We start from the raw sequence: 23,202 nt of genomic DNA on the forward strand, positions 1-23,202 counted from the left end.
CACAGCTGCACACTGAAAGGAAATCAGGATGTCCTCCATATCCCCGGCGTCGCTGCTCGACGAGGTCGAACTCCAACCCGGCCGGCCTCCGATACTGCGGGCCGAGATCACCAGCGACGCGACGCGCTGGGCAGCCGAGCACCGAGAGGCGCTGCGCGCCGTCGTCGCCGAGCACGGCTGCGTCCTGATCCGCGGCCTCGGGCTGCCTGATGTGGCCGGGGCCAGTGCCGTCTTCGAGCGGCTGAGCACCAGGCTGATGGCCGAGAGGGAGGCCTTCGCACCCCGGCGGACCTATGCCGACGGCGTGTACTCCTCGGCACAGTGGCCGTCGAACCAGCCGATGTGCATGCACCATGAACAGAGTTACACGCTGGAGTTCCCCGGCCTGATGCTGTTCGCCTGCCTCACCGCGCCCCAACAGGGCGGGGCGACCGGAGTGGCCGACGCGGCGACCGTGCTCGAGGAACTGCCCACCGCGTTGACCGAGCGGTTCGAGCGGGAGGGCTGGCTGCTCACCCGCAGCTACAACGACGAGATCGGGTCCTCCCTCAACGAGGCGTTCGGCACCGACGAGCGGGGTGCTGTCGAGAGTTACTGCCGCGCCAACGCCATCGAGTTCGAATGGCAGTCCGACGGGACCCTGCACACCAGACAGCGCCGCAGCGCCGTGGTGCGCCATCCGGTCACCGGGCGGCGCTGCTGGTTCAACCAGGTCGCGTTCCTCAACGAGTGGACGTTGGCCCCCGAGGTCCGCGAGTACCTCGTGGAGGTCTACGGCGCCGACGGGCTGCCGTTCAACACCCGTTTCGGAAGCGGCGACCCGATCGGCGAGGACGTGGTGCAACTGCTCAACAAGGTCTACGAGGCCCACACCGCACGCGAGCCGTGGCAGGCCGGCGACCTGATGATCGTCGACAACCTGCGCACCGCGCACAGCCGGGAGCCCTTCGAGGGACCGCGCGACGTGCTCGTCGCGATGGCCGACCCGGTGCGGATGTCCGACTGCTCGCCGACCTTCGAGGTGACCGCCCGATGACCAGCGTCCCCGCCGCCGTGACGGCGTCCGCAACAGGCGAACCGCACACCGTGCGGCCCTTCGCGGTGATCTCCGGTGCCCAGGTCCAGCAGGTGCTGGAGGGGCGCGAGAAGCAGATCGTCGAGTTGGCCGAGGTCGCCTACCGGCTGCACGGCGCCGGTGACTCGGTGAACCCGCCGTCGTACTTCCTGCGGTTCCCCGACCGTCCGACCTCCCGGATCATCGCGCTGCCGGCCTCGATCGGCGGGCACGTACGGGTGGACGGCGTGAAGTGGATCTCCAGTTTCCCGGAGAACGTACAGGCCGGCATCCCGAGGGCGTCCGCCGTGCTGATCCTCAACGACCAGGACACCGGTTACCCGTTCGCCTGCCTGGAGAGTTCCATCATCAGCGCCACCAGGACGGCCGCGTCCGCGGTGCTGGCCGCGGATCGGCTCAGCCGGGACCGGCCACGGCCCACGCGCGTCGGGTTCTTCGGGACGGGCCTGATCGCCCGCTACATCCACACGTTCCTGGTCGGCAACGGCTGGTCGTTCGACGAGACAGGCATACACGACCTGTCCGCCGACAGCGCGGCAGGGTTTTGCCGCTGCCTCGAGCAGTCGGGCACCACAGGCCGGATCACGGTGCACCACAGCGCCGAGGAGCTGATCCGTGGCAGCGACCTGGTGGTCTTCGCCACCGTCGCCGGTGAGCCGCACGTCAGCGACCCTACGTGGTTCTCGCACAATCCTGTGGTCCTGCATGTGTCGCTGCGCGACCTCGCACCGGAGGTCGTTCTCGCCTCGACCAACATCGTGGATGACGTCGAGCACTGCCTGAAGGCCGGCACCTCGCCGCATCTGGCCGAGCAGCTCACGGGCAACCGGGACTTCTTGCAGGGCACGTTGGACGACGTGATGGCCGGTCGGGTGACAGTGCCGACGGGCCGACCGGTGGTGTTCTCGCCCTTCGGCCTCGGGGTGCTCGACCTCGCGGTCGGCAAGTACGTCTACGACGAACTGGTCCGCTCCGGAGAGCTGCACGTCATCGACGACTTCTTCCACGAACTGCGCCGTTACGGATAGCCGTCCGGGAGCGCCCTGCCGCAGATGAGGAGGAGGCCGTCGTGCCCGTCATATCCGCTCCCCATGCCTTCAACGAGTCCCAGCTCTATGTCGACCTCGAGCCCCTTTTCGGGCGCCCCCTGCTCCTGAAGTGCGAGGGCTTCAACTTCGCCGGCTCGATCAAGCTGAAGGCCGCGACCGAGATGGTGGAGGCCGCCGAGCGAGACGGGGACCTCACACCGGAGTCGATCCTGGTCGAGTCCTCGTCCGGCAACCTCGGCGTAGCGCTGAGCATGATCGCGGCGAGCAAGGGCTACCGGTTCCTGTGCGTGACGGACTCCCGCTGCAACCTGTCGACCAGACTTCTGATGGAGGCATTGGGCAGCCAGGTGCACACCATCGCCAGCCTGGACGCCAAAAGCAGTTTTCTGAGTGCGCGGCTCGACTACGTCCGTGCGCTGTGCGATGCCGATGACCGGTATGTGTGGCTCAGTCAGTACACCAATCCGGGCAACTGGAAGGCGCACTACCGCAAGACGGCGCCGGAGATCGCCCGGCACTTCCCGCACCTGGACGTCCTGTTCGTCGGCGCCGGCACCACCGGAACCCTGATGGGCTGCGCACGCTATTTCCGCCAGTGGCACCGGCCGGTACGGATCGTGGCGGTGGACAGCGTCGGTTCGGTGACCTTCGGTGGTGCGCCGGGCCGCCGCATGATTCCCGGGCTCGGCATGAGCGTGCCTCCGCCGCTGCTCGACGAGTCCTACGTGGACGAGGTGATACGCGTCGAGGAGACGGACACCATCCGTGCGTGCCATCGCCTGGCCAAACGCGGATTCCTCTTCGGCGGTTCCACCGGCACGGTCGTCAGCGGCGCGATGCGCTGGCTGGACACCCATGACACGCGTGGCCTCACCGCGGTGGCCATCGCCCCCGATCTCGGCGAGCGTTATCTCGACACCATTTACCAATCCAATTGGCTGCACGATCTTTACGGCGAGGAGATGCTCGACTCCGATGAAACGGCAGCCGGTCCCTGGGCGGCCGACCCCGTGCCCACGCTCCAGGGGAACCGCCCACCAGATCCGCCCGCAAAGCGGCGCCGGCGGCGGTGACGAACACCGTCAGCACCAGGACCGAGAACGTGGGTTCTGCCCGCCGGTGAACTGCTCCAGATGACGGCGTCGACGCCAAGCACGTGCCCGACGCTGTCATTACCTGCGGCAGGGCACACGCTGGGCGGGGCGGTCCTGAATCAGCGGTCCCACCGAAATGGGCCCCTTTCCGTGTTCTGCGGGCCATACCTTCCGGATAGAAATGCCGAAAAAGCAAGGAGTTCTGAGATGGCAGCCGAGGCTGTGAGGACCGAAAGGCCCTGTGCCATGATGCGCCGCGCGGCGGAGAGCGCCCGCCGAGACATCAAACGCCGCAGAGACGAGATCTTCCGCCTCCGAAGCGAAATCGGCCACCTCAGGGGGCAGCCGGACCCGGACCAGAAGGCGATTGCAGCCCTCGAACAGAGGGTGGAGAGCCTGGCGGCGCAGCTCAAGCAGGACGAGTTGTCTCTCGACACCCTCGAGCAGGTGATCAGCGAGAACTGCTGACGGGTTGACGAGCTCTGCTCGCCTTCGCCCACCTACGCCGTCGGCGTCCCCATGGCGTCGATCCGCGGGAGGTCTTGCTCCTGCACGGCACCGTCTCCGTCGGGCAGACGAGCGGGGCCCGCCCGACGGAGTCGGCCTCAGCGGCCCGGGCCCGGCTCGAAACGCACCTGACCGTGGTCGCCCTCTGTACCGGAGCCGCGGCCGGGCCTCCGTCTCAGTTCTGCCCGGTCCCCGTCAAGGCGGTGAGGGCACGGACGCCTCGCCGAAGAAACCCGTCTCGGTACCGTTCCGCGCGAGATCGTTGCAGCCGCCCTTGCTGAAGCAGTACCCCTGCTTGACGAACCACTCGACGATTCGAGCGGCCTTGGCGCCGCCCCTCGCTGATTCCGAGCCGGGCGGCCACTTGACGGCTACCAGTCGGGGGGCACGTCGGATCCGAAACCGCCACCGGCCGGGCGCTTCTCGAAGTGGAGATGGGGGCCGGTGGCATTTCCGGTGGAGCCGACTTCTCCGATCTTCTGTCCGGCCATGACCGGACCCCCTTTCACCGTCTGCTCGGAGAGGTGGCAGTACCAGAAGTCGAACCCTCCGACGCGCAGCACGAGGAAGTCGCCGAAACTGCGGTCATGTCCGCTACGGGCTACGGAACCGCTGCGCACCGCGACACATGGCGTGCCCTGCGGGGCGGCGTAGTCCGCGCCGGTGTGGTAGCCCAGGCTCCAGTGAGGGCCCTTTTTCCGGTAAGGGGTCGTGACATGGTGCCCCGTTACGGGAGATGCGGCACGGGCGCCGGGAGTCGGGGGCGGCGCCGTCGGGACGCGGAGCCGGTCCCAGGAGGTCTTGCCCGGAATGCCGTCGGCGTCGTCCCCCTCGAAACCGATCTTGCGCTGCCAGGCGGCGAACGACTGTCGATCGACATCGGTCCACTCGGGACCAGGACCTGTCCGGTACTTCCCGCACCCTTCCGCCACCAGGCGTTTGCCCATCGAGGCGATCACGGGACTGCGTTGTCCCTTGTGGAAGAATCCCGTACCTGGGAATGGCGCCAGCGCAGGCATGGCGGCCCTCCCTCCTTTCAGTAAGGAGCCGGTTCACGATGCGGATTCGCCTGTTGAACGCGCGAGACGTCACCGTACCGGCGCCAGATGCAGTTGATTGCTGCGGCGATGTTCGCCACCGGGTCGTAGATGCGGTCGGATGTGCCCGCCTGGTGGTTCTCGGCGAACGTCACGGGAATCACCTGGGTGTAGCCGCGTGAGCAGTTGAGCTTGGCACCGTCCGGCTGCACCGGACCTGTTGCGTTGACGTCGTCCCGGTTCACCGCGTTCGGCTGGTAGGACGACTCGCGGGACATGAGGGTCAGCAGGTTCGCTCCGTTGCCGACCCCCGTGACCCAGCTCCTCGGTGCACCGGTCCTGTCGCACGCCTGCTCGGCAAATGTACGGGCCGTGGCCTCCCCGACGGCCACTCCCAAGTTCTTCGAGAAACGCACGGAACTCTTGGTGATGGCCCCGAGGTGGTGGCAGTCCACGACGAACCCACATCTGGCACCGAGTTCGGTCAGGGAGGAGCAGCCGGGGAATCCGTCGGCAGCCGAACCGGTGAGTCCCAGCATGCGCTGCCACGCCGCGTAGGCCGCTCTCGTCTGCTCGCCGAAGAATCCGGTGGCGCCCGCAGGGATGTCCATTCCGACTGCGATGAGCGCCGTCTGAGTGGCCTTGACCTCATCGTTGCGCTTGCCGAACCGCACGTTGGAGAGAGCAACCATCGTGCCTCCTCGAGCAGTGGAGGCCGGTAAGGAGTGAGGCCTGCCGGTCGGCACGGCAGCGCACCTGCCTGGCAGTTGCGCACCTTCCCAGGGGCCGTGTGCCGCTCACCGCCACAGTCCCCTCTGGTTCCACCTTGCGCCCGATGGGGGCCGCACGCAAACCCGGCACCATGCGGGCACCCGGGTTCTCGGACGATCAGTCCGTCAATGCCCTCGGACTGTGGATACTTTGCTGTACGGCCAGCCCCATGTGAGGACGGCCCGGCACTCGTTCCCTCTCGGGAACGCCGTCGGATGCTCTGCCGGCACCGTTGCCGAAGCGCACGGTCCGCCGTCAGCCTTTGCAAGGCTTCCCCGCCATGACGACCGGCTCCCCTCCTGCTGTCACGGACTCCACGCCAGTCGAGGGACCCGGGCGATGAGCGTGCCGTGACCGCTGCCCGGCTCGGCTCTCCTCGGGCCGCGGTACCAGTTCGAGTCCGGCTGAAGGCGTCCGCCACCCGGGAGCACCGGCCCGCGGCGTCGTCCAGCGTGCGCAGGCGGCTGACGGCTTCCTCCAGATGGGGAGCGTTGCCGCCGGGGACGACCCACTTGCCGACCTCGGGGTGCATGACCAGGGCGGCGTCGCGGTTCTCCTCGTCGGTCGTGGGGCGGTCGGCCCGGTTGCCTCAGCTGCCGGTGCCGCCGACCGGCACGCCACCGGCGGTCCCGGCGGTCGTGACGGTGACCGTGTGTTGGCCGGGCCGTTCGAGGGGGGAGCCGTCGGAGCTCCAGAAGACCCGGCAGTCGGCCTCCAGGCGAGTGTCGTCGGGGACCAGCAGTTCGACGCCGGAGGGCTGGGTCAGCTTCCAGGAGACGGTGACGGGTCCGCCCAGGGACGTGCTGATGGCCCCGCCGGGCCCCGAAGCAAGCGCGGTCCGGTCGACGCACAGTGTGCCGGTCCTGGACTGGAAGACGCTCGGGTGGGGCCGGGTGGTCACTTCGTAGCAGCCGTCCCGGAAGTCCGGGTTGCAGGGCCGCAGCGGCGGGACCACCGGAGGGACAACGGGAGGGAGACCTGGCGGCAGCGGGAAGGCGGGCGGTGTGTCGGCGCCCGGGCCGGGCGGGTTCTGCGCTCCCGGCAGTTCCTCCTCGGCCAGGACGAGCGTGGCGACGGGGACTGCACGGGGATCCGCGTCGGCGTGGTGGGGCCACAGATGTCCGCTGGTTTTGAAGACGGGCCATGCGTTGTCACGCATGGCGTGTCCTTACACGTTCCGCTTGTTCTCCCGCACTCGTACCGACGGGGAAAGTACGGGTGCACGTGCGTCGAACGCATGACGAGCCGGAACCTCCGGCTCTGGGTCCCAAGGCGACTCAAGCGAGTGATCCGCACTGCCGCGAGCGTGGAAAGCCGTTGGAGCGACGGCACGGTGCGCGGGGCCTCGACCGAGATACATGCACACGTGCCACCGTCGCCGCCCGTGTGCCTCCGGTCTGCCGCACCGTGCCCTCGTTCCGGGAGCCGAGGGCACGTCAGTTCTCGAGGCCAGTCGGGCCGCAGTCGCGCCATCAGCCGTCCTCACCGCTCGGGCCGGAGGACACGTCGGCCTGCGGTCGGCTTTCGGCCGACGGCCACGGGTCGCCGTGGTTCCTCATGAGGCGCACCATGGAGATGAGCGGGGGTGCGACGCGGCCGGCCTCGGCGTCTGCCGGTCGCCCGTGAGTGGTGGTCGCCCCGACAGCCGCGCGGAACCGGCACGGCCTCGCTGCCCCGTCGAAGCACATCAGGGGCTTTCAGAGGAACACGGAGACAAGCCCGCGATCGCGTGCCCCACAGCGCCCTGCGTCGGGGCGAACGCCGGACGGTCCGGGTGCCTTTCCCACCGGGTCGGTGAACTCCTTCGTGCAGTTCCGCGCCCTCGAGGGACGGTGAAGGTCATGGAAGTCATGGACAGGTCCCGTGATGAGCGGGAACACCAGGCAGCGGCCGCCGCCGCCCGGTACGACGAGACCAGCGAGCAGCGCCGAGAGGTCGAGCGACAGCAGGAGGCCGGGGTCAGCTTCCCCGATTCGCCGGAAGCACTGGCGGTGCGGGCGGCCCGTCTGCTCGACCGGCAGGCCGTGCCGACTGCCATGGTGGTGGAAGCGGTCCGCGCCGAACCACTGGCGCCGTCCGCCGCGTTCGAGCGGATTCTCGGTGTGTCCAAGGAACTGCAGGCATGGAGTTTCCTGCCGCGCGGTGCCCGGGCCGCACGCAGCATCGCCCGGATCTCGGCGCGGGAGAACGGTCGCGAGTTGCCGATCGGCACCGGTTTCCTGGTGTCGCCCGGCCTGCTGATGACCAATCATCATGTCCTCCCCGACGCAGATGCCGCTCGGCACTGCTTCGTGGAGTTCGACGCCCAGGTCACCGTTGACAACACCCCGCAGCCGCCGACACGGCTGGAGTTCGCCCCGGACGGGTTCTTCACGGCGGACAAGCGTCTCGATTTCGCCCTGGTCCTGGTCGCCCCTGGTCCCGACCGGAGGCCACCGGGTGAGGCCTTCGGCTGGCACCGGCTCAGCGCCCAGCCGGGCAAGCTGGTGATCGGCGAGCCGGTCAACATCATCGGCCACCCGATGGGACGCCTGAAAGAGATCGCCGTACGCGAGAACGCCCTGCAGGTGCGCTTGGACGACTTTCTCCACTACCGCACGGACACCGAGCCCGGGAACTCGGGCTCCCCGGTTTTCAACGACCAGTGGGAGGTCATCGCCCTCCACCACAGCGGCGTGCCCAGGAGCGATGAACAGGGCCGCCTCCTGCGCCGCGACGGCCAGGTCCGGCAACCCGGCGACGGCGACGACACCATCGACTGGGTGTCCAACGAGGGGGTGCGTATCAGTTCCATCCTGAAGCATCTCGCGTCGCTGCCGCTCAGCGCCGGGCAGCGGGCACTGCTGGCCGGCATGGGGCCGGAGGCGGGGCTGGGCGGTTCCCTGACGGCCGTCGGTACCACCGGCGCCGTGGCCGGACCGGCCTCCGCGACCACGGGTGCCGTCGCCGGACCGGCCGACCCTTCCGCTCCCGTCGGACGGGCGTCCGCCGAAGCGGTCCCCTCGCGTGCAACGGGCCTGCGCGCCCGGGACAGCGCGTTCGGCGGCAGGCGGCATCTGGTCTTCCTGCACGGTCGCGCCCAGCAGGGCAAGGACCCCGAGGCACTGCGCCGCGAATGGGCCGCGGGGCTCAACCAAGGGCTCGTCCGGGCCGGGCTGGCGACAGTCGATCCGGCGGACATCTGGTTCCCGTTCTACGGGGACCGTCTGGTGCGGGCCCTCGGAACACAGGAGTCCGTTCCCTTGGCCACCGAGGCGCCGACGGCCGTCGCGCCCGGCTCCCCCACCACCCGCGCGGTGTACGAGGAGATCATCGGCGAGGCGGCCGCCAAGTGGTACGTGCCGCCCGAGACGCAGCAAGCCACCGAGGGGCTGAACCTGGACCCCGCGGTCGGCGCCGTGTGGCGGTATCTGGACTGGCTGGCAGCCAGAAGCGATCTCGACACATGGGCCATCTCCCTCGTCTTCCGCGACGTGGCCGCGTACCTCGACGACCGACGGATCCGCGAGGAGGTCCTGGGCTGCGTGCTCGAGACCGTGCCGACCGCGGGTGAGGTGGTCCTCGTCAGCCACAGCCTGGGCACGGTCGTCGGCATGGACCTCATCACTCGGCTGTCTCCCGGGGTGGAGGTCGTCCACCTGACCACGGTGGGCAGCCCCCTCGGGATGGACAGCGTGTACAACCGGCTCCTGTCCGGCGGGCCGAAAAGCCCGGAGAAGGTGGCGGACTGGCTCAACGCATGGTGCCCGACCGACGCGGTGGCCATCGGATGCCCCCTGGCCGACGACTGGGCGGACGGCCTGACCGACCTCGCCGTCGTCAATGCCCGCGACCGGGCCCACAGCATCACGGAGTATCTCGCTCACGCCGACGTCGCCCGATCGATCGGCAGTCACCTCGCCGACTGAGCGACGGTGGGTCGATCGCACGTGTGCAACGCGAACGTTGCAGCCAAGAGGGATGCGTTGACCATGGCGGAGTCCGAGAGTCTGAACGGAAAACCGCCGAAGTACCCGCTCAGACCTCAGATCCCCGCCGTCTCCGTCTTCCGCGCCGAGCGAGCCGGTCGTACGATCAATCCCACTGGATATCGGCCAGGGTCTCCAAGGGGGTCCGGTCGGCGACAGCTTCAAGTACCTGAAGGGTGTCACCCTTGTGCAGGGCGGCCGAGAAGCTGAGCCGGGTGCGGTTCTCGAGCTCGCCGAGGGTGACCTGGAAGACGCGGAACTCATCGAGTTCCAGGGATTCGAGCTGATCGAGGTTCTGGGTGAGCAGGAACCCCTTGGTCTTCAGCTTGCCGTGCTGGGTGAAGGCGATGACTTTCCAGAACTCGCGGGGGATCTTCACCCCGCGGAAGGTACGGTCGTCCTCCTGGAACACCGGTCCCCCGAACACACTGACCTTGAGGTCGTCGACCTCCGTGTCGGCGAAGACGGCGTCCTCCAGTTCGCCCCACAACCCGTTCTTGGAGCTCTGGTTGAAGTCGTCCATCTGCGGAGTGATGTTGGTGTAGAAGAACGAGTCGGTGTTGGCCTTCTCGGCTTCCGGCAGGCTGCCCCACAGCAGATCGGCGCGGCGGGCTATGTGCCCGCGGTCGAGCCGGTTGTTCTCGTACAGTTCGTTGCCCACCTGTGCGGTGGCGGGCAGCCTCGGGTCCTTGACGAACGGGATGCCGTTGCGGCTGAGCTTCTTCAAGGTGCCACCGTTGATGTTCCAGCCCACCCAGAAGGGGAAGCGCCGTTTCTTGCTCAGGGCGAGCGAGAAGTGCGTGTAGGAGACCACCTCGGAACCGTTGAGGCGGACCGCGTCGCGGGTGAGGTCCGCGTCCAGCTGTGGGACGTCGATCCGCTCGTCGAGGAAGTCCGGGGCGTATCCGGCGATGGTCCGGAGGTCTTCCGGGGCCGGCGGGGTCAGGCTGATCTCGAGCCTCTCGAACACCGAGGTCGACAGGCATGCCAGCGCGTGCTCGTCCGGGTCGCCCGCGGCTTCACCGCCGAAGTGCAGCCCGGCCATGACCGTGCCGGGGCGGCCGCCTCGTTCGAAGAGCCACACCGCACTGGAGTCATCACCGCTGCTGGTCTCCCCGGTCTCGGGCGGATGGTCGGGGTCAGGGCCTATTTCGAAGCAGCCGATGACCTTGTTTCCGACCTGACCGCCGTAGTCGAGCTTGGCGAGGGTGTCGATGCGGCGGACGATGCCGTGGGTGACGCCGGTGGTCCGTCCGCTGGTGATGACCTTGTCGTCGAGTTCCGGCTCTCCCAGTTCCCTGGGGGCCACGCCCAGTTCGAAGATCTCCTGGATGAGGGCGCGATCCTCGATGGTGGCGATCGCACAGTCACCGGCCACGCCCAAGTGGGACCTCTTGAGCGTGCCCAGGCGATTGCGGTGGATGCGGTTGTCGTCGTGCGGGCCGGGCTGGACGATCTCCACACCCAGTTCGCCGCGAGGGTCCTGCAGCACGTGCCAGTTGCTCAGCACACAGGGGGTGCCGTCGGTCCTGTCGTACACGATGCAGCCGATCGCACCCGCCGAGACCGTCACCGACCCGGCACTCACCCCGGGCTCGATCGGGTCCGGACGGGTCTTGCGCAACGGGCCCTTGGTCTCGGCGACCCTTCGGAACCGAGGTGTGTAGCTGCGCTCGATGACGTCGGTGGGCACTCCGGTACCGTCCACCGTGATCGTCTCGGGTATCGGTGTGGTGCCCAGCGTCTCCAGCACCTCCGGCTCGACCTTGCTGTCCACCGTGAACTGCAGCGCGACCTGCCTGCCGCGCCGCCCGCCGGTGAGCTTGCGGCCGATGCCCACGGAGCTGATGTTCGGATCCTCGAGCAGCTCAGGTCCACGGGTACGGATGTAACGACGCAGCGAGGTGATCAGCTCTCCCTCGGAGGAAGCCGGCTTCTTGGCCGACGAAGTGCTCTTCTTCTTGGTCTTGGTGGCCATGGCAGGCTCATCCCTTCACCAAAGGAGGCGGCGTGTGTGAGGCACGCCCACGGTCCGGTCGGCGGCCGGCAGCGGCTCCTCGGACAACCACTTTCGACTACGGCAAGCAGTCGTTGTTCACGCTCTGCGTACGAGGGCGGCAGCGTTCGCTACGTGCTTCGGGCTCAGAGCCGGTCCCGCCGTCCGCACTCACTCCACCGAGCTGTCCGTGACCTCGGGAGCGTCGAGCGCGAGTGCCGGCAACGCTGCCGAGACCTCCCGGATGGCCTGTTCGGCTTCGCCCGACACCGGTTGGAACGTGTCACCGCACTCGATCGTGCAGCCGAACACCTTCGTGGCGGCCGGGTCGGTGAGGTGTCGGCTGTACGCGTAGCCGTCACTCGTCCCCGAGGTGGGGTACAGACCGTACGCCGCCTCGACCCCGTAGTCGACGATGCTCAAACCGGCTGTCTCGCGCTCGGCCTTGTTCTCCGACAGTGCCGGCTCCAACCGGACGGTCAACGCGTCGGTCGCGGTACCGATCCTGCCATCGGGCCACCGAATGACCTTGCCGGCCGCCTCCGCACCGGGGAATCTCGTCGCCTGTGGTGAAGACTTCGCGGGTCCGTTGGTTCGGCCTGACGAACATCCAGTTCGCTCGGGCGAAGGCTTCGGTCGTCTCGTCGTCGATGCCGGCTTCGCGTATCTCCCCACGAGCGCTGCTTCCCAGATCCGTCTCTTTCGTGAACTCTGTCCCGGGGAGCCGCGCCCATCTTGATTGCGATGACATCGTCGAGTTCTTCAGCCTCGACGAGATGGCCACGTTGGTAGTACTGACGTGACATCGCTCTCGCCTCTTCACATCGGTGCGGAAGCCCCGGCCGGTGACGACATGGCCCTGGACCCGCAGCTGAGGAACACCCCCTCTCTCTGCCAGTCTCCTCGCACCCTCATCGCACGGCAACTTCATGCCACGACGCCGACGGGACGGGCACAGCGGTAAAGCCCCACTGAGCCGGGTCCGGAAACAGGGTGACCTTCGGTCCCGGTGATCGGGCCCATTGCCCCGGTGACCGACTACTGACCAACTCGTTCACGGTTGACGGCAAGACATCGGATTCATGACGGTCGATCATGGTTGTGCGGTGAGGAACGCGACTCGCGCAGCGGTCTCCAATGGCCATCGGCAGGCAGCGTTTGCCCGTCAAGGAGCGGCGTCATGGGGGGTGTCCCCTGCTCGTGGGGGTCCCCCCTGTTCGAGCGGAGCCGAGAACTCGGGGGAGAAGCCGAGAGCTTGGGGGCGACGGCAGTGTCCTCGGTTCACATTCGCCTTCGGCGGCTTGTGGCGCGCCACGACGAAGCCGAGCAGTGGGTCGGTCACTGCCCGGCAACCGCAGCGTGTCACCATCGATCCTGCACTGCATATGTGTGCACTCGAAGTGAGTTGACCCACAGGGGGAATCAGTGGTCTTCAATCGGCGGCGTCGGACCCTTGTCGTGCTGAGCAGCCTCGGCATGCTGCTGGGAGCGGCTCAGCCGGCATCCGCAGAAGCACCGGACGAGCGGCCCTGCGTCGTCGACGGGGCGTCCGCCATGCCCGACTGGACGTGGACCAGCGCGACCACCGTGGAGCGGCAACTGACCATGGACAGTGACGCGGACGACCGTGCCGAACCGCTGATGACATCGATTCAGCCACGGATCGACCCTGCCGCGTACGCGGACGGCGAGCCCGGAGAAGCGCTGTTGCGTCCCGTCGGACCGCTGGGACACCTGGGGCCGCTCGGGCCCTGGGGGCCACTCGGCCGGTACGGACCCCTCGGAGAGGCGAGTGCGTACTGGGAGACGCAACTCGATTACCTGCGGCACCACCCGTTCTTCGCATCGCTGCTCGACACATGGGGCATCCTCGCTCAACCGGTCCTGAGTGAGAGCGGACCGCTCGGCCCGACCGGTCCGGTCGGCCAGGAGGCCTACTGCGAGAACCTGCCCGCGGTCAACGAAATCTCCGGGCAACTCCAGGCCGGCGGTGTGTACGGACCTCTCGGGCCCGCCGGCCCCCTGGGCGTCTACGGCCCGCTCGGTCCGCTCGGGCCCCGCGGGCCCATGGGCGTCCTCCTCGATCCGGCCGACGGCCGCTACTACGACAACGGGAAGCTGGTCACCGAGGTCGAAGGTGCGGCACCCTGGGGCAGCGGCCGGCGGCGCATGTACGAACTCGTCGAGACGTACCCCCGCGGCCGCGCCCACGCCCCCGATGTCGCTCTCGACACATCGTTCACGGCCACCGACGTCACGACGCCCGGTCGGCCGACCGAGTACACCATGACGTCGGCCGAGGATCAGTTCGTCACGGTCACGGTGGTACCGGACCGGGGCTTCGCCGACTTGTCCTGCATGTTCAACGCCTACGGTTTCAACCCGTGCGGTGCCTATCCCGCCCTGACGGTCTTCCCGAACGGAGCGGCCGTCGACACCGAGGACATCCTGATTCGCAACGTCTTCCATCTGCCTGCGAGCTGGAAGCCGCCGCAGGAGATCGCCGACCTCTACACGGTGGAACTTCTCGACGGTGCCGGCAACGTGGTGGCCGAGTCGAGGGCGAGCCGGTATGTCAACTGGCTCCAGATCAAGGTACCCGCAGGAGCAAAGCTGACAGCGCGCGTCACCCTGAACTCGACCTGGGACGAGGAGCAGACGACAGCGGAGTACCACCTTGCCGTCACCGGATCCACGGCCTGGGTCGGTTCCGTCGGGTTTTCGGGAGCGCACCAGGCAGGCCCGGGCCCCCTGTGAGCGGCGCGGCGGAGCATCAACCACCCCGCCCGAAGTCTCCGGCCGACCTGGAAGGCGCCCCACCACGCCCGAGCAGCCTCGAGCTGCCGGAACGGGGCTCCTCGTTTCCGGGGTCGGCACGGCTGTCGCCCCTGTCGAACGTCGAAGCGATGACCTGGAGGTGGTGTCACCTGGCTCGCAGCACCGTTCGCCCGCGCGGGAGATCCCGCACTCATCCTCCGTTCGTCAGGTTGACGGTCGAGGGTCGCAACGACGACGGAATACCGCGCGGTACTCCCTCGGGCTCCGGCCCGTGTGTCTGGCGAAGATGCCGCTGAACGACCCGGGATCGCGGTACCCGACGTCGGCGGCGATGCTGGCGACGGTCCTGTCCGTCGTCTCCAGCAGGTGGGTGGCTCGACGCACCCGGGCCGTCTGCAGGTACGCGAGTGGCGTCTCGTCGGCTTCGTCGCCGAAGCGCCGGAGCATGGTTCTCGTGCTGACGTGGAACTCCCGGGCGAGGGCGGCCAGGTCGTAGCGAGCGCTGAGGTTCTGGTCGAGCCACCGCTTGACGCTGAGCGAGAACTCTCTGCCCACCGTGGGGACGAGCCCCGGATCGACATAGGGAGCCTGCGTGGAACGCGCGTCGTCGACAAGAGCGATACGCGCGGTGCTACGGGCGACGTGGGGGCCGTCGTGCTCGCGGATGAACTGCAACGCGAAGTCGTACATGGCGCTGAAGGCCGCTGTGGTCGTCACCCCTCGGTCGGTCACGACCAACCTCTCCGGGCGGAGGCGCACGTCGGCGTACCGGTCGGCGAACCGATCCGCGAACAACCAGGACGTGGTCGCTTCACGCCCGCCGAGCAGCCCGGCTTCAGCGACCAGGAAGGCGCCCACGCAGATCGATACGACAGCGGTCCCGGAAGCCGCCTGCGATCGGATCGACGCCACTTCCGGCCCCAGGCGTGCGAGTGTCGCGTCGAGGTCGAGCGTGGGCGAGAGCTCGAAGCCCGGCACGATCAGGACGTCCACCGGGCGAATCGCCGAGACGTCGAGGGCCGAGCCGCCGGACGCGACCACCCGCCGCCGGGGCGAGACGACCGACGCCTCGTAGGCGGGCTGAAGCGCCCCTTGCGCCGCGGCGACGTGAGTTGCCATGGCCAGGAGGTCGGGGACTCCGAACACCTCCGACGCGAAGCAGCCGGGGTAGGCCAGCACACCGACTCGCAGCGGACTCATGCGGCCCCTCCTGTCTTGAACGGATGGCGATATCACCGGGATGTGTGGCGATGCCGCCGCTTCTCAGGAGGACGGCCACTCATCACCATCTAGGTCATGACCATCATGCAAGGACAGAACGACCCCTTGGACGACTTCTCACGGAGAGTCGTCGGCGTCGACGGCGTCGACAAGACCGTGTACGTAGCCGGGTCAGGACCGGCGGTCGTCCTCATGCCCGAGATGCCGGGTATCAGCCCCGACGTCGCGCGGTTCGCGCGTTGGGTGCGAGATGCCGGCTTCTCCGTGTACCTGCCCTCTCTTTTCGGCGTCGACGGTGCCTATCCGCTCGCCGGGACGGGCGAGACGGTTGTTCGACGCGCGTGCGTCAGCGCCGAGTTCCGAGCGTTTGCCGGTGGTGGCACCAGCCCCGTCGTCACATGGCTGCGCGGCCTCGCTCGCCTGGCGCACACCGAGCGCGGCGGGCCCGGCGTCGGCGCCGTCGGTCTGTGTTTCACCGGCAACTTCGCCCTGACCATGGCGCTGGAACCGTCCGTCATCGCACCAGTGGTCAACCATCCCTCGCTTCCGCTCGACGACCCCGGGGGTCTGGAGATCAGCGACGCGGACGCAGCCGCCGTCGCTGAACGTGTGGCGCGCGACGGACTGAAGGTCCTCGCCTACCGCTTCGACAACGACACCTGGTGCACCGGTCGGCGGTTCGCCGCTTACCGAGCGCTGCTCGGGGAAGCGTTCGACGGCCGCGTGCTCAAAGCCGAGACGGCGAACACGAACCCCCCGCCCTTCTTCCGTGATGTCGTCGGTTGCGCCCACAGCGTCGTCACGGCTCACCTCGTCGACCAGGACGGTCACCCCACCCTGCAGGCTCGGAACGAAATCATCACTTTCCTGGCCGAGCGGCTCGGCACACAGCCGGAATGAGCCCGGTCACCGGTTCGCCGGAGCTGCTCGGGCCGATCACGCCGCCTGCCGCACCCCGCGCGGATCACTCGGGTGCGGGACCTGGGCGAGACGTTCCAGCGGGCCCGGAACCTCGTTCCCGGTGCCCGTGCCGCTTCGGGTCAGACCTCATCCGGCACGACGAACCATCAAGCGCCCCGTCAGCCGACTGCGCCGAAGCCGCACTGCGGGGTCGGCGGCACCTGCCGTCCATCGCTCACCGCGGCACATCCCGTACATCCACATACAGAAAAGTCGGATTGTGGTGACGGAACCCATTGAATTATCCGGGGCGGTGCAGTTCGAGAACGGTTCGCGGGAATGGAATGTGATGCAGCCCATTCCGCGGCTCCCCATTTCGCGTGTCGACCCCCGGTAAACTCCTCACCGGAGCCACAGGCTCTGATCACATGTCGTCCGAAGAGGGGGAGAGAAATGAATATTCGACGGTTATGGAGTTGCGTCGCCCTGGGAGCACTCGCACTCGGCGTCGCTGCGGCGCCGGCGGCGGCCGCACCACTGGCACCGAGCACGGTGGGTGATGTGTGCGGCGCGGGTTACGCATACGTCCACGCGGAGCCCATTGTGCGTTCCGACAGCACCCTGCCGGCGGGAACCGTGTACGTGCAGTACAACGCGTACACGCGCTCGTTCTGTGGTTTCGCGGTGAAGTCCCAGTGGGTCGGCGTGGCGACGGAGATGAGTGTTGCCACGGTGGGGTCGTCCGGGACGGCCAACCAGAGTAATTCGGCGTCCGGCCCGAGGCTGTACTCGATCGGCCCGTCCCGCGATACGGCGTGGGAGTCCGACGGCAAGCACTGCGTGTTGTTCGGGGCGAGCATTTCCGATCCGGAGGGCAACCAGTACTTCCATCAGTCAGCCAATCCCGCGATCGGATACACACGGTTGTGCGTCTGAAATAGCCCGGCGTTCATTCGGTCGTCCAGAAACTCGTAGCCTGACCGTGGGAGAACCTCTCACGCGGGGATTTCGTACATCGGGACGGGCGGTTACGAGTTCCGCCCGTCCCCGGGCGAGATCCAGGCACACGAGGTCGCGGTGATCGCCGACTGCGTCTAGGCCCGACCGGCGGGGCCGGCCGCTTCACGGCCGGCCCCGCCTGCGCGAGCGGTGCGGCGACGGGGAGGCCGAGAGGCGGGACGTCAGCATGCCGGGCGTTGACGGTGCGGTTCCAGTGAGAGTGTGCCGTCCGGTTCGAGGACCGGGTGCACGGGAGCACTGACACGGTCGAGGGTCGCGTGCATCCAGGCGGCGTCCTGGTGCGAGGCGGGCTCCAGCCGCATACGCCGGGAACGCAGGGGCATCATGCGCAGGCTCAGGAACCGGCCGGTGTCCGCCGCCACCGTGACGAAGTAGGCGAGTCGGAGGTCGTCCCGGTACTCCTCGTACCCGCTGATGCCCTCGTAGTCGTCGATGAAGTCGCCGCAGCCGTACAGCACCAGCCTCTGCCGGTACACCTCGATGGGGCGGGGGTGGTGCGAGGAGTGCCCGTGGACGAGGGCGACGCCGCCGTCCACCAGGGCGTGCGCGAAACGGATCTGCTCGCGGGGGACGTGGTAGCCCCAGTTGGAGCCCCAGTGCACGGACACGACCACGGTGTCGCCCGCACGTTTCACCCGCTGTATGCGCTCCACCACCGCGGTGGCCGTGCCGACCGACAGGTCGGGGAGATGGGCGACGCCGGAGCGGGCCGCGGTCGCCGCCCAGCCGGACGGGACACCGCTGGAGCTCGCCCCCAGCGCGAGGACAAGGACACGACCGCCGGTTCCGACCGGGACGGCCGCCGGCCGGTGCGCCTCGTCGGCACTTTGCCCGGCGCCCGCCACCCGCAGGCCCGAGCGGTCGAGCGTCTCCAGCGTCTCCGTCAGGCCCGACCGGCCGAAGTCCAGCACATGGTTGTTGGCCAGGACGCAGACGTCGGGCCGGGCCACCGTGAGGGCGGGCACGTTGGCCGGATGCATGCGGTAGTGAACCGCCTTGCCGGGGGCGAACGCGTCACTGCGCGTGATGGAGGTCTCGAGGTTGACGATCCGTACGTCCGGGGCGGTCCCGTCCAGCAGCCGGAGCGCCTCACCCCACGGCCAGGACGGGGACACGGGGGCCGGGACCGGTCCATTGACCGACTCGGCCATACGGACGTAGGTGCGGGCATCCGTGACGCAGGTCTCCCGCAGCACCGGATCGCCGGGGTGGGCCAGGATCTGGTCGACGCCGCGGCCGAGCATCACATCGCCGCACACGAACAGCGTCACCACGTCGCCGCGCATACCCCAACGGTAGACGCGTACCTGCCGAGGTGCGTCGGGCTCCGCAAGGCTCCGGCGAGCCGAGGCCGCGGGACGGACGCCCCGGCCCGGCCGGGGCGCGCATCAGGCGGGCCCTCCCCCGGCCTCGCCCACGGGAGCCAAAAAAACCGGACGCGGATGTCGAGAACCCCTGGCCGGCTACGTCCCCGCAGTGAACGCGACCACAATGGGGCGCACCAGTACCGAGGAGAAACCCGATGGCCAAGTACCTGCTGCTCAAGCACTACCGCGGCGCTCCGGCTCCGGTCAACGACGTGCCCATGGACCGGTGGACGCCACAGGAGGTCTCGGCCCACGTGCAGTACATGAACGACTTCGCGGCCCGGCTCGAGAAGACCGGCGAGTTCATCGACGGCCAGGCGCTCGCCCCCGAGGGGACGTTCGTCCGGTACGACGGCGAGGGGCGTCCGCCGGTCACCGACGGTCCGTTCGCCGAGACCAAGGACCTCATCGCCGGCTGGATGGTCATCGACGTCGACACCTACGAACGTGCCGTCGAGTTGGCCGGGGAACTGTCGGCCGCCCCCGGGGCGGGCGGGAAGCCGATCCACGAGTGGCTCGAGGTGCGCCCGTTCCTGGCCGCGCCGCCCACCGTCACGGAGTGACCTCCTCGATGAACGAGGTCCTCCTCCGGAGCCTCACGCCGAGCGTGCTCGGGATCCTCGTCCGCCGCGGAGCCGACTTCGCGGCGGCCGAGGACGCCGTGCAGGACGCGCTGGTCGAGGCGCTCCGCGTCTGGCCGGCCGACCCTCCGCGTGATGCGAAGGGCTGGCTGGTCACCGTGGCCTGGCGCCGGTTCCTCGACGCGCGGCGGGCGGACGCCGCCCGCCGCCGGCGTGAGGACCTCGTCGACGAGGAGCCGGCGCCCGGGCCCGCGTCCGCGGTGGACGACACCCTCCGGCTCTACTTCCTGTGCGCCCACCCGTCGCTGACGCCGTCGTCCGCCGTCGCGCTCACGCTGCGCGCCGTCGGCGGGCTGACGACCCGCCAGATCACCCAGGCCTACCTGGTGCCCGAGGCGACCATGGCCCAGCGCATCAGCCGGGCCAAGCGCACCGTCTCCGGCGTTGGGGTCTCCCCTGCTCATGGGGGTCCCCCCGCTCGAGCGAAGTCGAGAGTGGGGGAGAAGCCGAGAGCTTGGGGAAGGTTCGACCAGCCCGGCGACGTCGCGACCGTGCTGCGCGTCCTCTACCTGGTCTTCAACGAGGGCTACTCCGGCGACGTCGACCTCGCCGCCGAGGCCATCCGGCTCACCCGGCAGCTCGCGGCCGCCGTCGACCACCTCGAGGCGGCGGGGCTGCTCGCCCTCATGCTGCTCCACCACGCCCGGCGCGCCGCCCGGACCGCGCCCGACGGCAGCCTGGTGCCGCTCGCCGAGCAGGACCGTGGCCGATGGGACACCGCATTGATCGCCGAGGGCGTCGGGATCCTGCAGGCAGCCCTCGCCCGCGACCGGCTGGGCGAGTTCCAGGCCCAGGCCGCCGTCGCGGCACTCCACGCCGACGCACCCACCGCCGAGGAGACCGACTGGGTGCAGATCGTCGAGTGGTACGACGAGCTCACGCGCCTGACCGGCAGCCCGGTCGTCCGGCTCAACCGAGCGGTGGCCGTCGGCGAGGCCGACGGCCCGCGCGCCGGACTGGCGGCGCTCGCGGAACTGGACGCCTCACTGCCCCGCCACACCGCGGTGGCGGCGTACCTCCACGAGCGTGACGGCGACCTGGCGACGGCGGCCCGGCTGTACGCCGAGGCGGCCCGAAGGGCCCCCGACCTCGCCGAGCGCGACCACCTGACACGTCAGGCGGCCCGGCTCAACACCCGGCGGTGCCCCTGACGGGCCGCGCTTTCGGATCTTCCCGCTGTCCGTGGCCCGGCCCCGCGGCCAGAGCGGTCGCCTCGACGTGAGCAGGCACCCTCATCGAGGGGCAAGGGGCATGCCGGCCGTGTTCACCGCTCGGAGTGGTCCCCGAGGAGGCGTCGCAGTGAGGGGAGCAACGTGTCGATGTCCTGTCCGCTCCGGAAGGCGACGACGGTGGTGCCGTCGGCGTCCGTCTCCGAACGGGACTGCGGGCCCGGGAACAGGGCAAGCACCTCGCGCATCGCGGCGTCGACCTCTCCGACGGGGTCGGGGGACTCGCCCCGGAGCCATCGGCGCAGCACGTGGTTGTGGGCCGCGACCACGGACGCGGCCATGAGCTCGGACCTGAGGGAGGCCGACTCGCTGGAGTCCCCCAGCCAGTTCGAGATGAACTCGCGGAACAGGCGCTGATAACGGGCCACACTGGCGATCTCGCGGTCGCGGAGCGCGGCGACCTTGCTGGTCAGCCGGTACCGCCGGCGGGCGAGGTCGCCTTCGTCGAGGTAGTGCAGCAGCACCAGGCGGACCGCGTCGGAGACGGCGGCCAGGGCGGTCTCGTGGTTGGAGGTGGCCAGGCGGTCCTTGATCTGATCGAGCATCCGGTCGTGGTCGGGGAAGATGACGTCTTCCTTCGCCGGGTAGTACCGGAAGAAGGTGGTGCGGCCCACACCGGCGCGTTCGGCGATGTCATCGACGGTGGTCTGCTCGTATCCGCGCTCGTCGAACAGGGCGAAGGCGGCCTCCGAGAGCCGGATTCGCGCGGCTGGCTTGCTCATGATCACCCATCATTCCCTGTCTCGCCCTTCGGTGGCCACTTGCCCATTGGAATGGTACTGCGTACCGTTCAGAAGAGATGGAGTACCACAGGAGGTCACCGTGGGTTCTCTCGCACGCAGCGAGTCCGGGCTGCCGATCCAGCCGGTTTACGACGCCGGCACACCGGCGGGCTTCGACGCGGACGCCAAGTTGGGCGCGCCGGGGCGGTTCCCGTTCACCCGGGGCGTGTACCCGTCGATGTACACCGGTCGGCCGTGGACGATGCGGCAGTACGCCGGCTTCGGCACCGCGAAGGAGTCCAACGAGCGCTATCACGAGCTGGTCGGCGCCGGCACCGGGGGCCTGAGCGTGGCCTTCGACCTGCCGACCCAGATGGGCTACGACTCCGACGAGGCCATCGCCCAGGGCGAGGTCGGCAAGGTCGGTGTGGCGATCGACTCGATCCAGGACATGCGTACGCTGTTCCAGGGTCTGCCGCTCGACAAGGTGTCGACGTCGATGACGATCAACGCCCCCGCCTCGACGCTCCTCCTGCTGTACCAGCTGGTCGCCGCCGAGCAGGGAGTCCCGGGCAACCTGCTGACCGGGACGATCCAGAACGACGTGCTCAAGGAGTACATCGCCCGCGGCACCTACATCTTCCCGCCGAAGCAGTCGCTGCGGCTGATCAGCGACATCTTCGCCTACTGCCACCGAGAGCTGCCGCGCTGGAACACGATCTCCATCTCCGGCTACCACATGGCCGAGGCCGGGGCCACGCCCGCGCAGGAGATCGCATTCACCCTCGCCAACGCCAAGGAGTACGTGCGGGCCGCGCTCGCCGCCGGCCTGGACGTCGACGACTTCGCTCCGCGTCTGTCCTTCTTCTTCGTCGCCCGCACCACGCTGCTGGAGGAGGTCGCGAAGTTCCGCGCCGCCCGCCGTATCTGGGCCCGCGTCATGCGCGAGGAGTTCGGCGCCCGGAATCCGAAGTCACAGATGCTGCGCTTCCACACCCAGACCGCCGGCGTGCAGCTGACGGCCCAGCAGCCGGAAGTCAATCTGGTCCGGGTCGCACTGCAGGGCCTGGGAGCGGTCCTGGGCGGGACTCAGTCCCTGCACACCAACTCCTACGACGAGGCCATCGCCCTGCCCACCCAGAAGGCAGCGCGACTGGCCCTGCGCACCCAGCAGGTCATCGCCTACGAAACCGATGTGACCAAGACCGTCGACCCCTTCGCCGGTTCCTACTTCATGGAGTCGATGACCGACGAGATCGAGGGGGCAGTCCTGGAGTTGATGCAGGCCGTCGAGGACCGCGGCGGTGCCGTCGCGGCCATCGAGCAGGGCTTCCAGAAGTCCGAGATCGAACGCTCCGCCTACCAGATCGCGCAGGAGATCGACAACAAGGAACGCACCGTGGTCGGCGTCAACACGTTCGTCCTGGACGAGGAAGAACCCTACGAGCCGCTGCGCGTAGACCCCCAGATCGAGTTCGACCAGCGAGAACGCCTCATTGCCCTGCGCAAGGACCGCGACAACGACGCCCTCGAACGCGCCCTCGACGCCCTGCGCACCGCCGCCCAGGGCACCGAGAACGTGCTCCCCGCGATACGGGAGGCCCTGCGGGGGCACGCCACGGTCGGCGAGGTCTCCCACGCGCTGCGCGACGTCTGGGGCGTGCACGTCCCCCACGAAACCTTCTGACCAGTGAGCCCCGGAGTGGAACAACCAGTGAACGACATCGACATCCGTACGACCGCGGGCAAGCTCGCGGACCTGCAGCGGCGCATCCACCAGGCCACCCACGCCGGCTCGCAGCGCGCCGTGGAAAAACAGCACGCCAA

At 68.8% G+C, this 23,202-nt stretch carries 19 protein-coding genes and 1 pseudogene; 11 read left to right on the top strand and 9 right to left on the bottom strand.

The features are described from left to right. The first annotated feature begins 28 nt into the window (after window positions 1–28). The 4 genes from AB0I73_RS24080 (at window position 29) to AB0I73_RS24095 (ending at window position 3,686) form a co-directional block, all read left to right on the top strand. Window positions 29–1,036, top strand: coding sequence for a TauD/TfdA family dioxygenase (locus AB0I73_RS24080; protein WP_363040524.1), 1,008 nt, complete (start codon window positions 29–31; stop codon window positions 1,034–1,036). Further along, window positions 1,033–2,103 carry a 2,3-diaminopropionate biosynthesis protein SbnB gene (sbnB, locus tag AB0I73_RS24085; RefSeq protein ID WP_363040526.1) on the top strand — a complete coding sequence of 357 codons (1,071 nt, stop codon included), beginning with the start codon at window positions 1,033–1,035 and terminating at the stop codon, window positions 2,101–2,103. Before AB0I73_RS24080 ends, sbnB begins: the two co-directional genes overlap by 4 nt. Window positions 2,104–2,144: 41 nt before the next feature. Then, window positions 2,145–3,197 (top strand): 2,3-diaminopropionate biosynthesis protein SbnA, encoded by a 1,053-nt coding sequence (sbnA, locus tag AB0I73_RS24090; RefSeq protein WP_363040528.1) that lies wholly within the window; start codon window positions 2,145–2,147, stop codon window positions 3,195–3,197. A gap of 228 nt (window positions 3,198–3,425) precedes the next feature. Further along, window positions 3,426–3,686 carry a hypothetical protein gene (locus AB0I73_RS24095; protein ID WP_363040530.1) on the top strand — a complete coding sequence of 87 codons (261 nt, stop codon included), beginning with the start codon at window positions 3,426–3,428 and terminating at the stop codon, window positions 3,684–3,686. Between the two features lie 410 nt (window positions 3,687–4,096). Here the strand turns inward: AB0I73_RS24095 and AB0I73_RS24100 are convergent, their stop codons facing one another. From AB0I73_RS24100 to AB0I73_RS24115, 4 genes and pseudogenes are all read right to left on the bottom strand, one after another. Next, entirely contained in the window at window positions 4,097–4,402 is a 306-nt protein-coding gene (locus AB0I73_RS24100; RefSeq protein ID WP_363040564.1) for a M23 family metallopeptidase, read from the bottom strand. A 96-nt stretch (window positions 4,403–4,498) separates the two neighbouring features. Next, window positions 4,499–4,729 (bottom strand): annotated as a pseudogene (locus AB0I73_RS24105) (peptidoglycan-binding protein); the annotation flags it as partial. Window positions 4,730–4,761: 32 nt separating this feature from the next. Continuing rightward, window positions 4,762–5,454 (bottom strand): transglycosylase SLT domain-containing protein, encoded by a 693-nt coding sequence (locus AB0I73_RS24110; RefSeq protein ID WP_363040532.1) that lies wholly within the window; start codon window positions 5,452–5,454, stop codon window positions 4,762–4,764. A 668-nt stretch (window positions 5,455–6,122) separates the two neighbouring features. After that, complete coding sequence (locus tag AB0I73_RS24115; RefSeq protein WP_363040534.1) at window positions 6,123–6,692, bottom strand: hypothetical protein; 570 nt, start codon at window positions 6,690–6,692, stop codon at window positions 6,123–6,125. A gap of 691 nt (window positions 6,693–7,383) precedes the next feature. Between AB0I73_RS24115 and AB0I73_RS24120 the strand changes: the two genes are divergently transcribed. Beyond that, window positions 7,384–9,441: a trypsin-like peptidase domain-containing protein gene (locus AB0I73_RS24120; RefSeq protein ID WP_363040536.1), complete on the top strand. Its 2,058-nt coding sequence runs from the start codon at window positions 7,384–7,386 to the stop codon at window positions 9,439–9,441. Window positions 9,442–9,607: 166 nt separating this feature from the next. Here AB0I73_RS24120 and AB0I73_RS24125 read toward each other — a convergent pair whose 3' ends face one another. Together AB0I73_RS24125 and AB0I73_RS24130 are read right to left on the bottom strand one after the other, a co-directional pair. Next, window positions 9,608–11,479: a DNA/RNA non-specific endonuclease gene (locus AB0I73_RS24125; RefSeq protein WP_363040537.1), complete on the bottom strand. Its 1,872-nt coding sequence runs from the start codon at window positions 11,477–11,479 to the stop codon at window positions 9,608–9,610. 189 nt (window positions 11,480–11,668) lie between these two features. Continuing rightward, the gene (locus AB0I73_RS24130) at window positions 11,669–11,980 is read right to left on the bottom strand and encodes a hypothetical protein (protein WP_363040539.1); all 312 of its coding nucleotides are present in this window, start codon (window positions 11,978–11,980) and stop codon (window positions 11,669–11,671) included. A gap of 975 nt (window positions 11,981–12,955) precedes the next feature. On the opposite strand from AB0I73_RS24130, the gene AB0I73_RS24135 reads away from it, so the two are divergent. Next, a complete protein-coding gene (locus AB0I73_RS24135) occupies window positions 12,956–14,254 on the top strand; it encodes a hypothetical protein (protein WP_363040541.1) in 1,299 nt (432 codons plus the stop codon). A gap of 225 nt (window positions 14,255–14,479) precedes the next feature. On the opposite strand, the gene AB0I73_RS24140 is transcribed toward AB0I73_RS24135, so the two are convergent. After that, on the bottom strand, window positions 14,480–15,475 hold the full coding sequence (locus AB0I73_RS24140; protein WP_363040543.1) for a helix-turn-helix domain-containing protein: 996 nt from the start codon (window positions 15,473–15,475) through the stop codon (window positions 14,480–14,482). A gap of 105 nt (window positions 15,476–15,580) precedes the next feature. Here AB0I73_RS24140 and AB0I73_RS24145 point away from each other — a divergent pair, with 105 nt between their 5' ends. Beyond that, window positions 15,581–16,396, top strand: a complete 816-nt coding sequence (locus AB0I73_RS24145; RefSeq protein WP_363040566.1) for a dienelactone hydrolase family protein — start codon at window positions 15,581–15,583, stop codon at window positions 16,394–16,396. Between the two features lie 453 nt (window positions 16,397–16,849). Next, window positions 16,850–17,332, top strand: coding sequence for a hypothetical protein (locus tag AB0I73_RS24150; RefSeq protein WP_363040545.1), 483 nt, complete (start codon window positions 16,850–16,852; stop codon window positions 17,330–17,332). Between the two features lie 245 nt (window positions 17,333–17,577). Here AB0I73_RS24150 and AB0I73_RS24155 read toward each other — a convergent pair whose 3' ends face one another. Beyond that, window positions 17,578–18,702 carry a CapA family protein gene (locus AB0I73_RS24155; protein ID WP_363040547.1) on the bottom strand — a complete coding sequence of 375 codons (1,125 nt, stop codon included), beginning with the start codon at window positions 18,700–18,702 and terminating at the stop codon, window positions 17,578–17,580. 236 nt (window positions 18,703–18,938) lie between these two features. On the opposite strand from AB0I73_RS24155, the gene AB0I73_RS24160 reads away from it, so the two are divergent. Further along, window positions 18,939–19,346: a YciI family protein gene (locus AB0I73_RS24160; RefSeq protein ID WP_363040549.1), complete on the top strand. Its 408-nt coding sequence runs from the start codon at window positions 18,939–18,941 to the stop codon at window positions 19,344–19,346. A gap of 8 nt (window positions 19,347–19,354) precedes the next feature. Continuing rightward, window positions 19,355–20,575 carry a DUF6596 domain-containing protein gene (locus tag AB0I73_RS24165; protein WP_363040551.1) on the top strand — a complete coding sequence of 407 codons (1,221 nt, stop codon included), beginning with the start codon at window positions 19,355–19,357 and terminating at the stop codon, window positions 20,573–20,575. 113 nt (window positions 20,576–20,688) lie between these two features. Here AB0I73_RS24165 and AB0I73_RS24170 read toward each other — a convergent pair whose 3' ends face one another. After that, the gene (locus AB0I73_RS24170; RefSeq protein WP_363040556.1) at window positions 20,689–21,375 is read right to left on the bottom strand and encodes a TetR family transcriptional regulator; all 687 of its coding nucleotides are present in this window, start codon (window positions 21,373–21,375) and stop codon (window positions 20,689–20,691) included. Window positions 21,376–21,475: 100 nt separating this feature from the next. On the opposite strand from AB0I73_RS24170, the gene AB0I73_RS24175 reads away from it, so the two are divergent. Beyond that, entirely contained in the window at window positions 21,476–23,062 is a 1,587-nt protein-coding gene (locus AB0I73_RS24175; RefSeq protein WP_363040558.1) for a methylmalonyl-CoA mutase family protein, read from the top strand. Window positions 23,063–23,202: the final 140 nt, after the last annotated feature.

The sequence above is a fragment of the Streptomyces sp. NPDC050388 genome (assembly GCF_040655635.1).
Lineage (GTDB): Bacteria > Actinomycetota > Actinomycetes > Streptomycetales > Streptomycetaceae > Streptomyces.

Excerpts from the sequence above, each read along its gene's own strand:
- AB0I73_RS24120 (WP_363040536.1), top strand. The coding sequence starts at position 7,384 with ATGGACAGGTCCCGTGATGAGCGGGAACACCAGGCAGCGGCCGCCGCC.
- AB0I73_RS24140 (WP_363040543.1), bottom strand. The coding sequence starts at position 15,475 with ATGAGTCCGCTGCGAGTCGGTGTGCTGGCCTACCCCGGCTGCTTCGCG.
- AB0I73_RS24145 (WP_363040566.1), top strand. The coding sequence starts at position 15,581 with ATGCAAGGACAGAACGACCCCTTGGACGACTTCTCACGGAGAGTCGTC.
- AB0I73_RS24165 (WP_363040551.1), top strand. The coding sequence starts at position 19,355 with ATGAACGAGGTCCTCCTCCGGAGCCTCACGCCGAGCGTGCTCGGGATC.
- AB0I73_RS24110 (WP_363040532.1), bottom strand. The coding sequence starts at position 5,454 with ATGGTTGCTCTCTCCAACGTGCGGTTCGGCAAGCGCAACGATGAGGTC.
- AB0I73_RS24080 (WP_363040524.1), top strand. The coding sequence starts at position 29 with ATGTCCTCCATATCCCCGGCGTCGCTGCTCGACGAGGTCGAACTCCAA.
- sbnB (WP_363040526.1), top strand. The coding sequence starts at position 1,033 with ATGACCAGCGTCCCCGCCGCCGTGACGGCGTCCGCAACAGGCGAACCG.
- AB0I73_RS24160 (WP_363040549.1), top strand. The coding sequence starts at position 18,939 with ATGGCCAAGTACCTGCTGCTCAAGCACTACCGCGGCGCTCCGGCTCCG.
- AB0I73_RS24115 (WP_363040534.1), bottom strand. The coding sequence starts at position 6,692 with ATGCGTGACAACGCATGGCCCGTCTTCAAAACCAGCGGACATCTGTGG.
- AB0I73_RS24095 (WP_363040530.1), top strand. The coding sequence starts at position 3,426 with ATGGCAGCCGAGGCTGTGAGGACCGAAAGGCCCTGTGCCATGATGCGC.
- AB0I73_RS24155 (WP_363040547.1), bottom strand. The coding sequence starts at position 18,702 with ATGCGCGGCGACGTGGTGACGCTGTTCGTGTGCGGCGATGTGATGCTC.
- AB0I73_RS24125 (WP_363040537.1), bottom strand. The coding sequence starts at position 11,479 with ATGGCCACCAAGACCAAGAAGAAGAGCACTTCGTCGGCCAAGAAGCCG.
- AB0I73_RS24170 (WP_363040556.1), bottom strand. The coding sequence starts at position 21,375 with ATGAGCAAGCCAGCCGCGCGAATCCGGCTCTCGGAGGCCGCCTTCGCC.
- AB0I73_RS24150 (WP_363040545.1), top strand. The coding sequence starts at position 16,850 with ATGAATATTCGACGGTTATGGAGTTGCGTCGCCCTGGGAGCACTCGCA.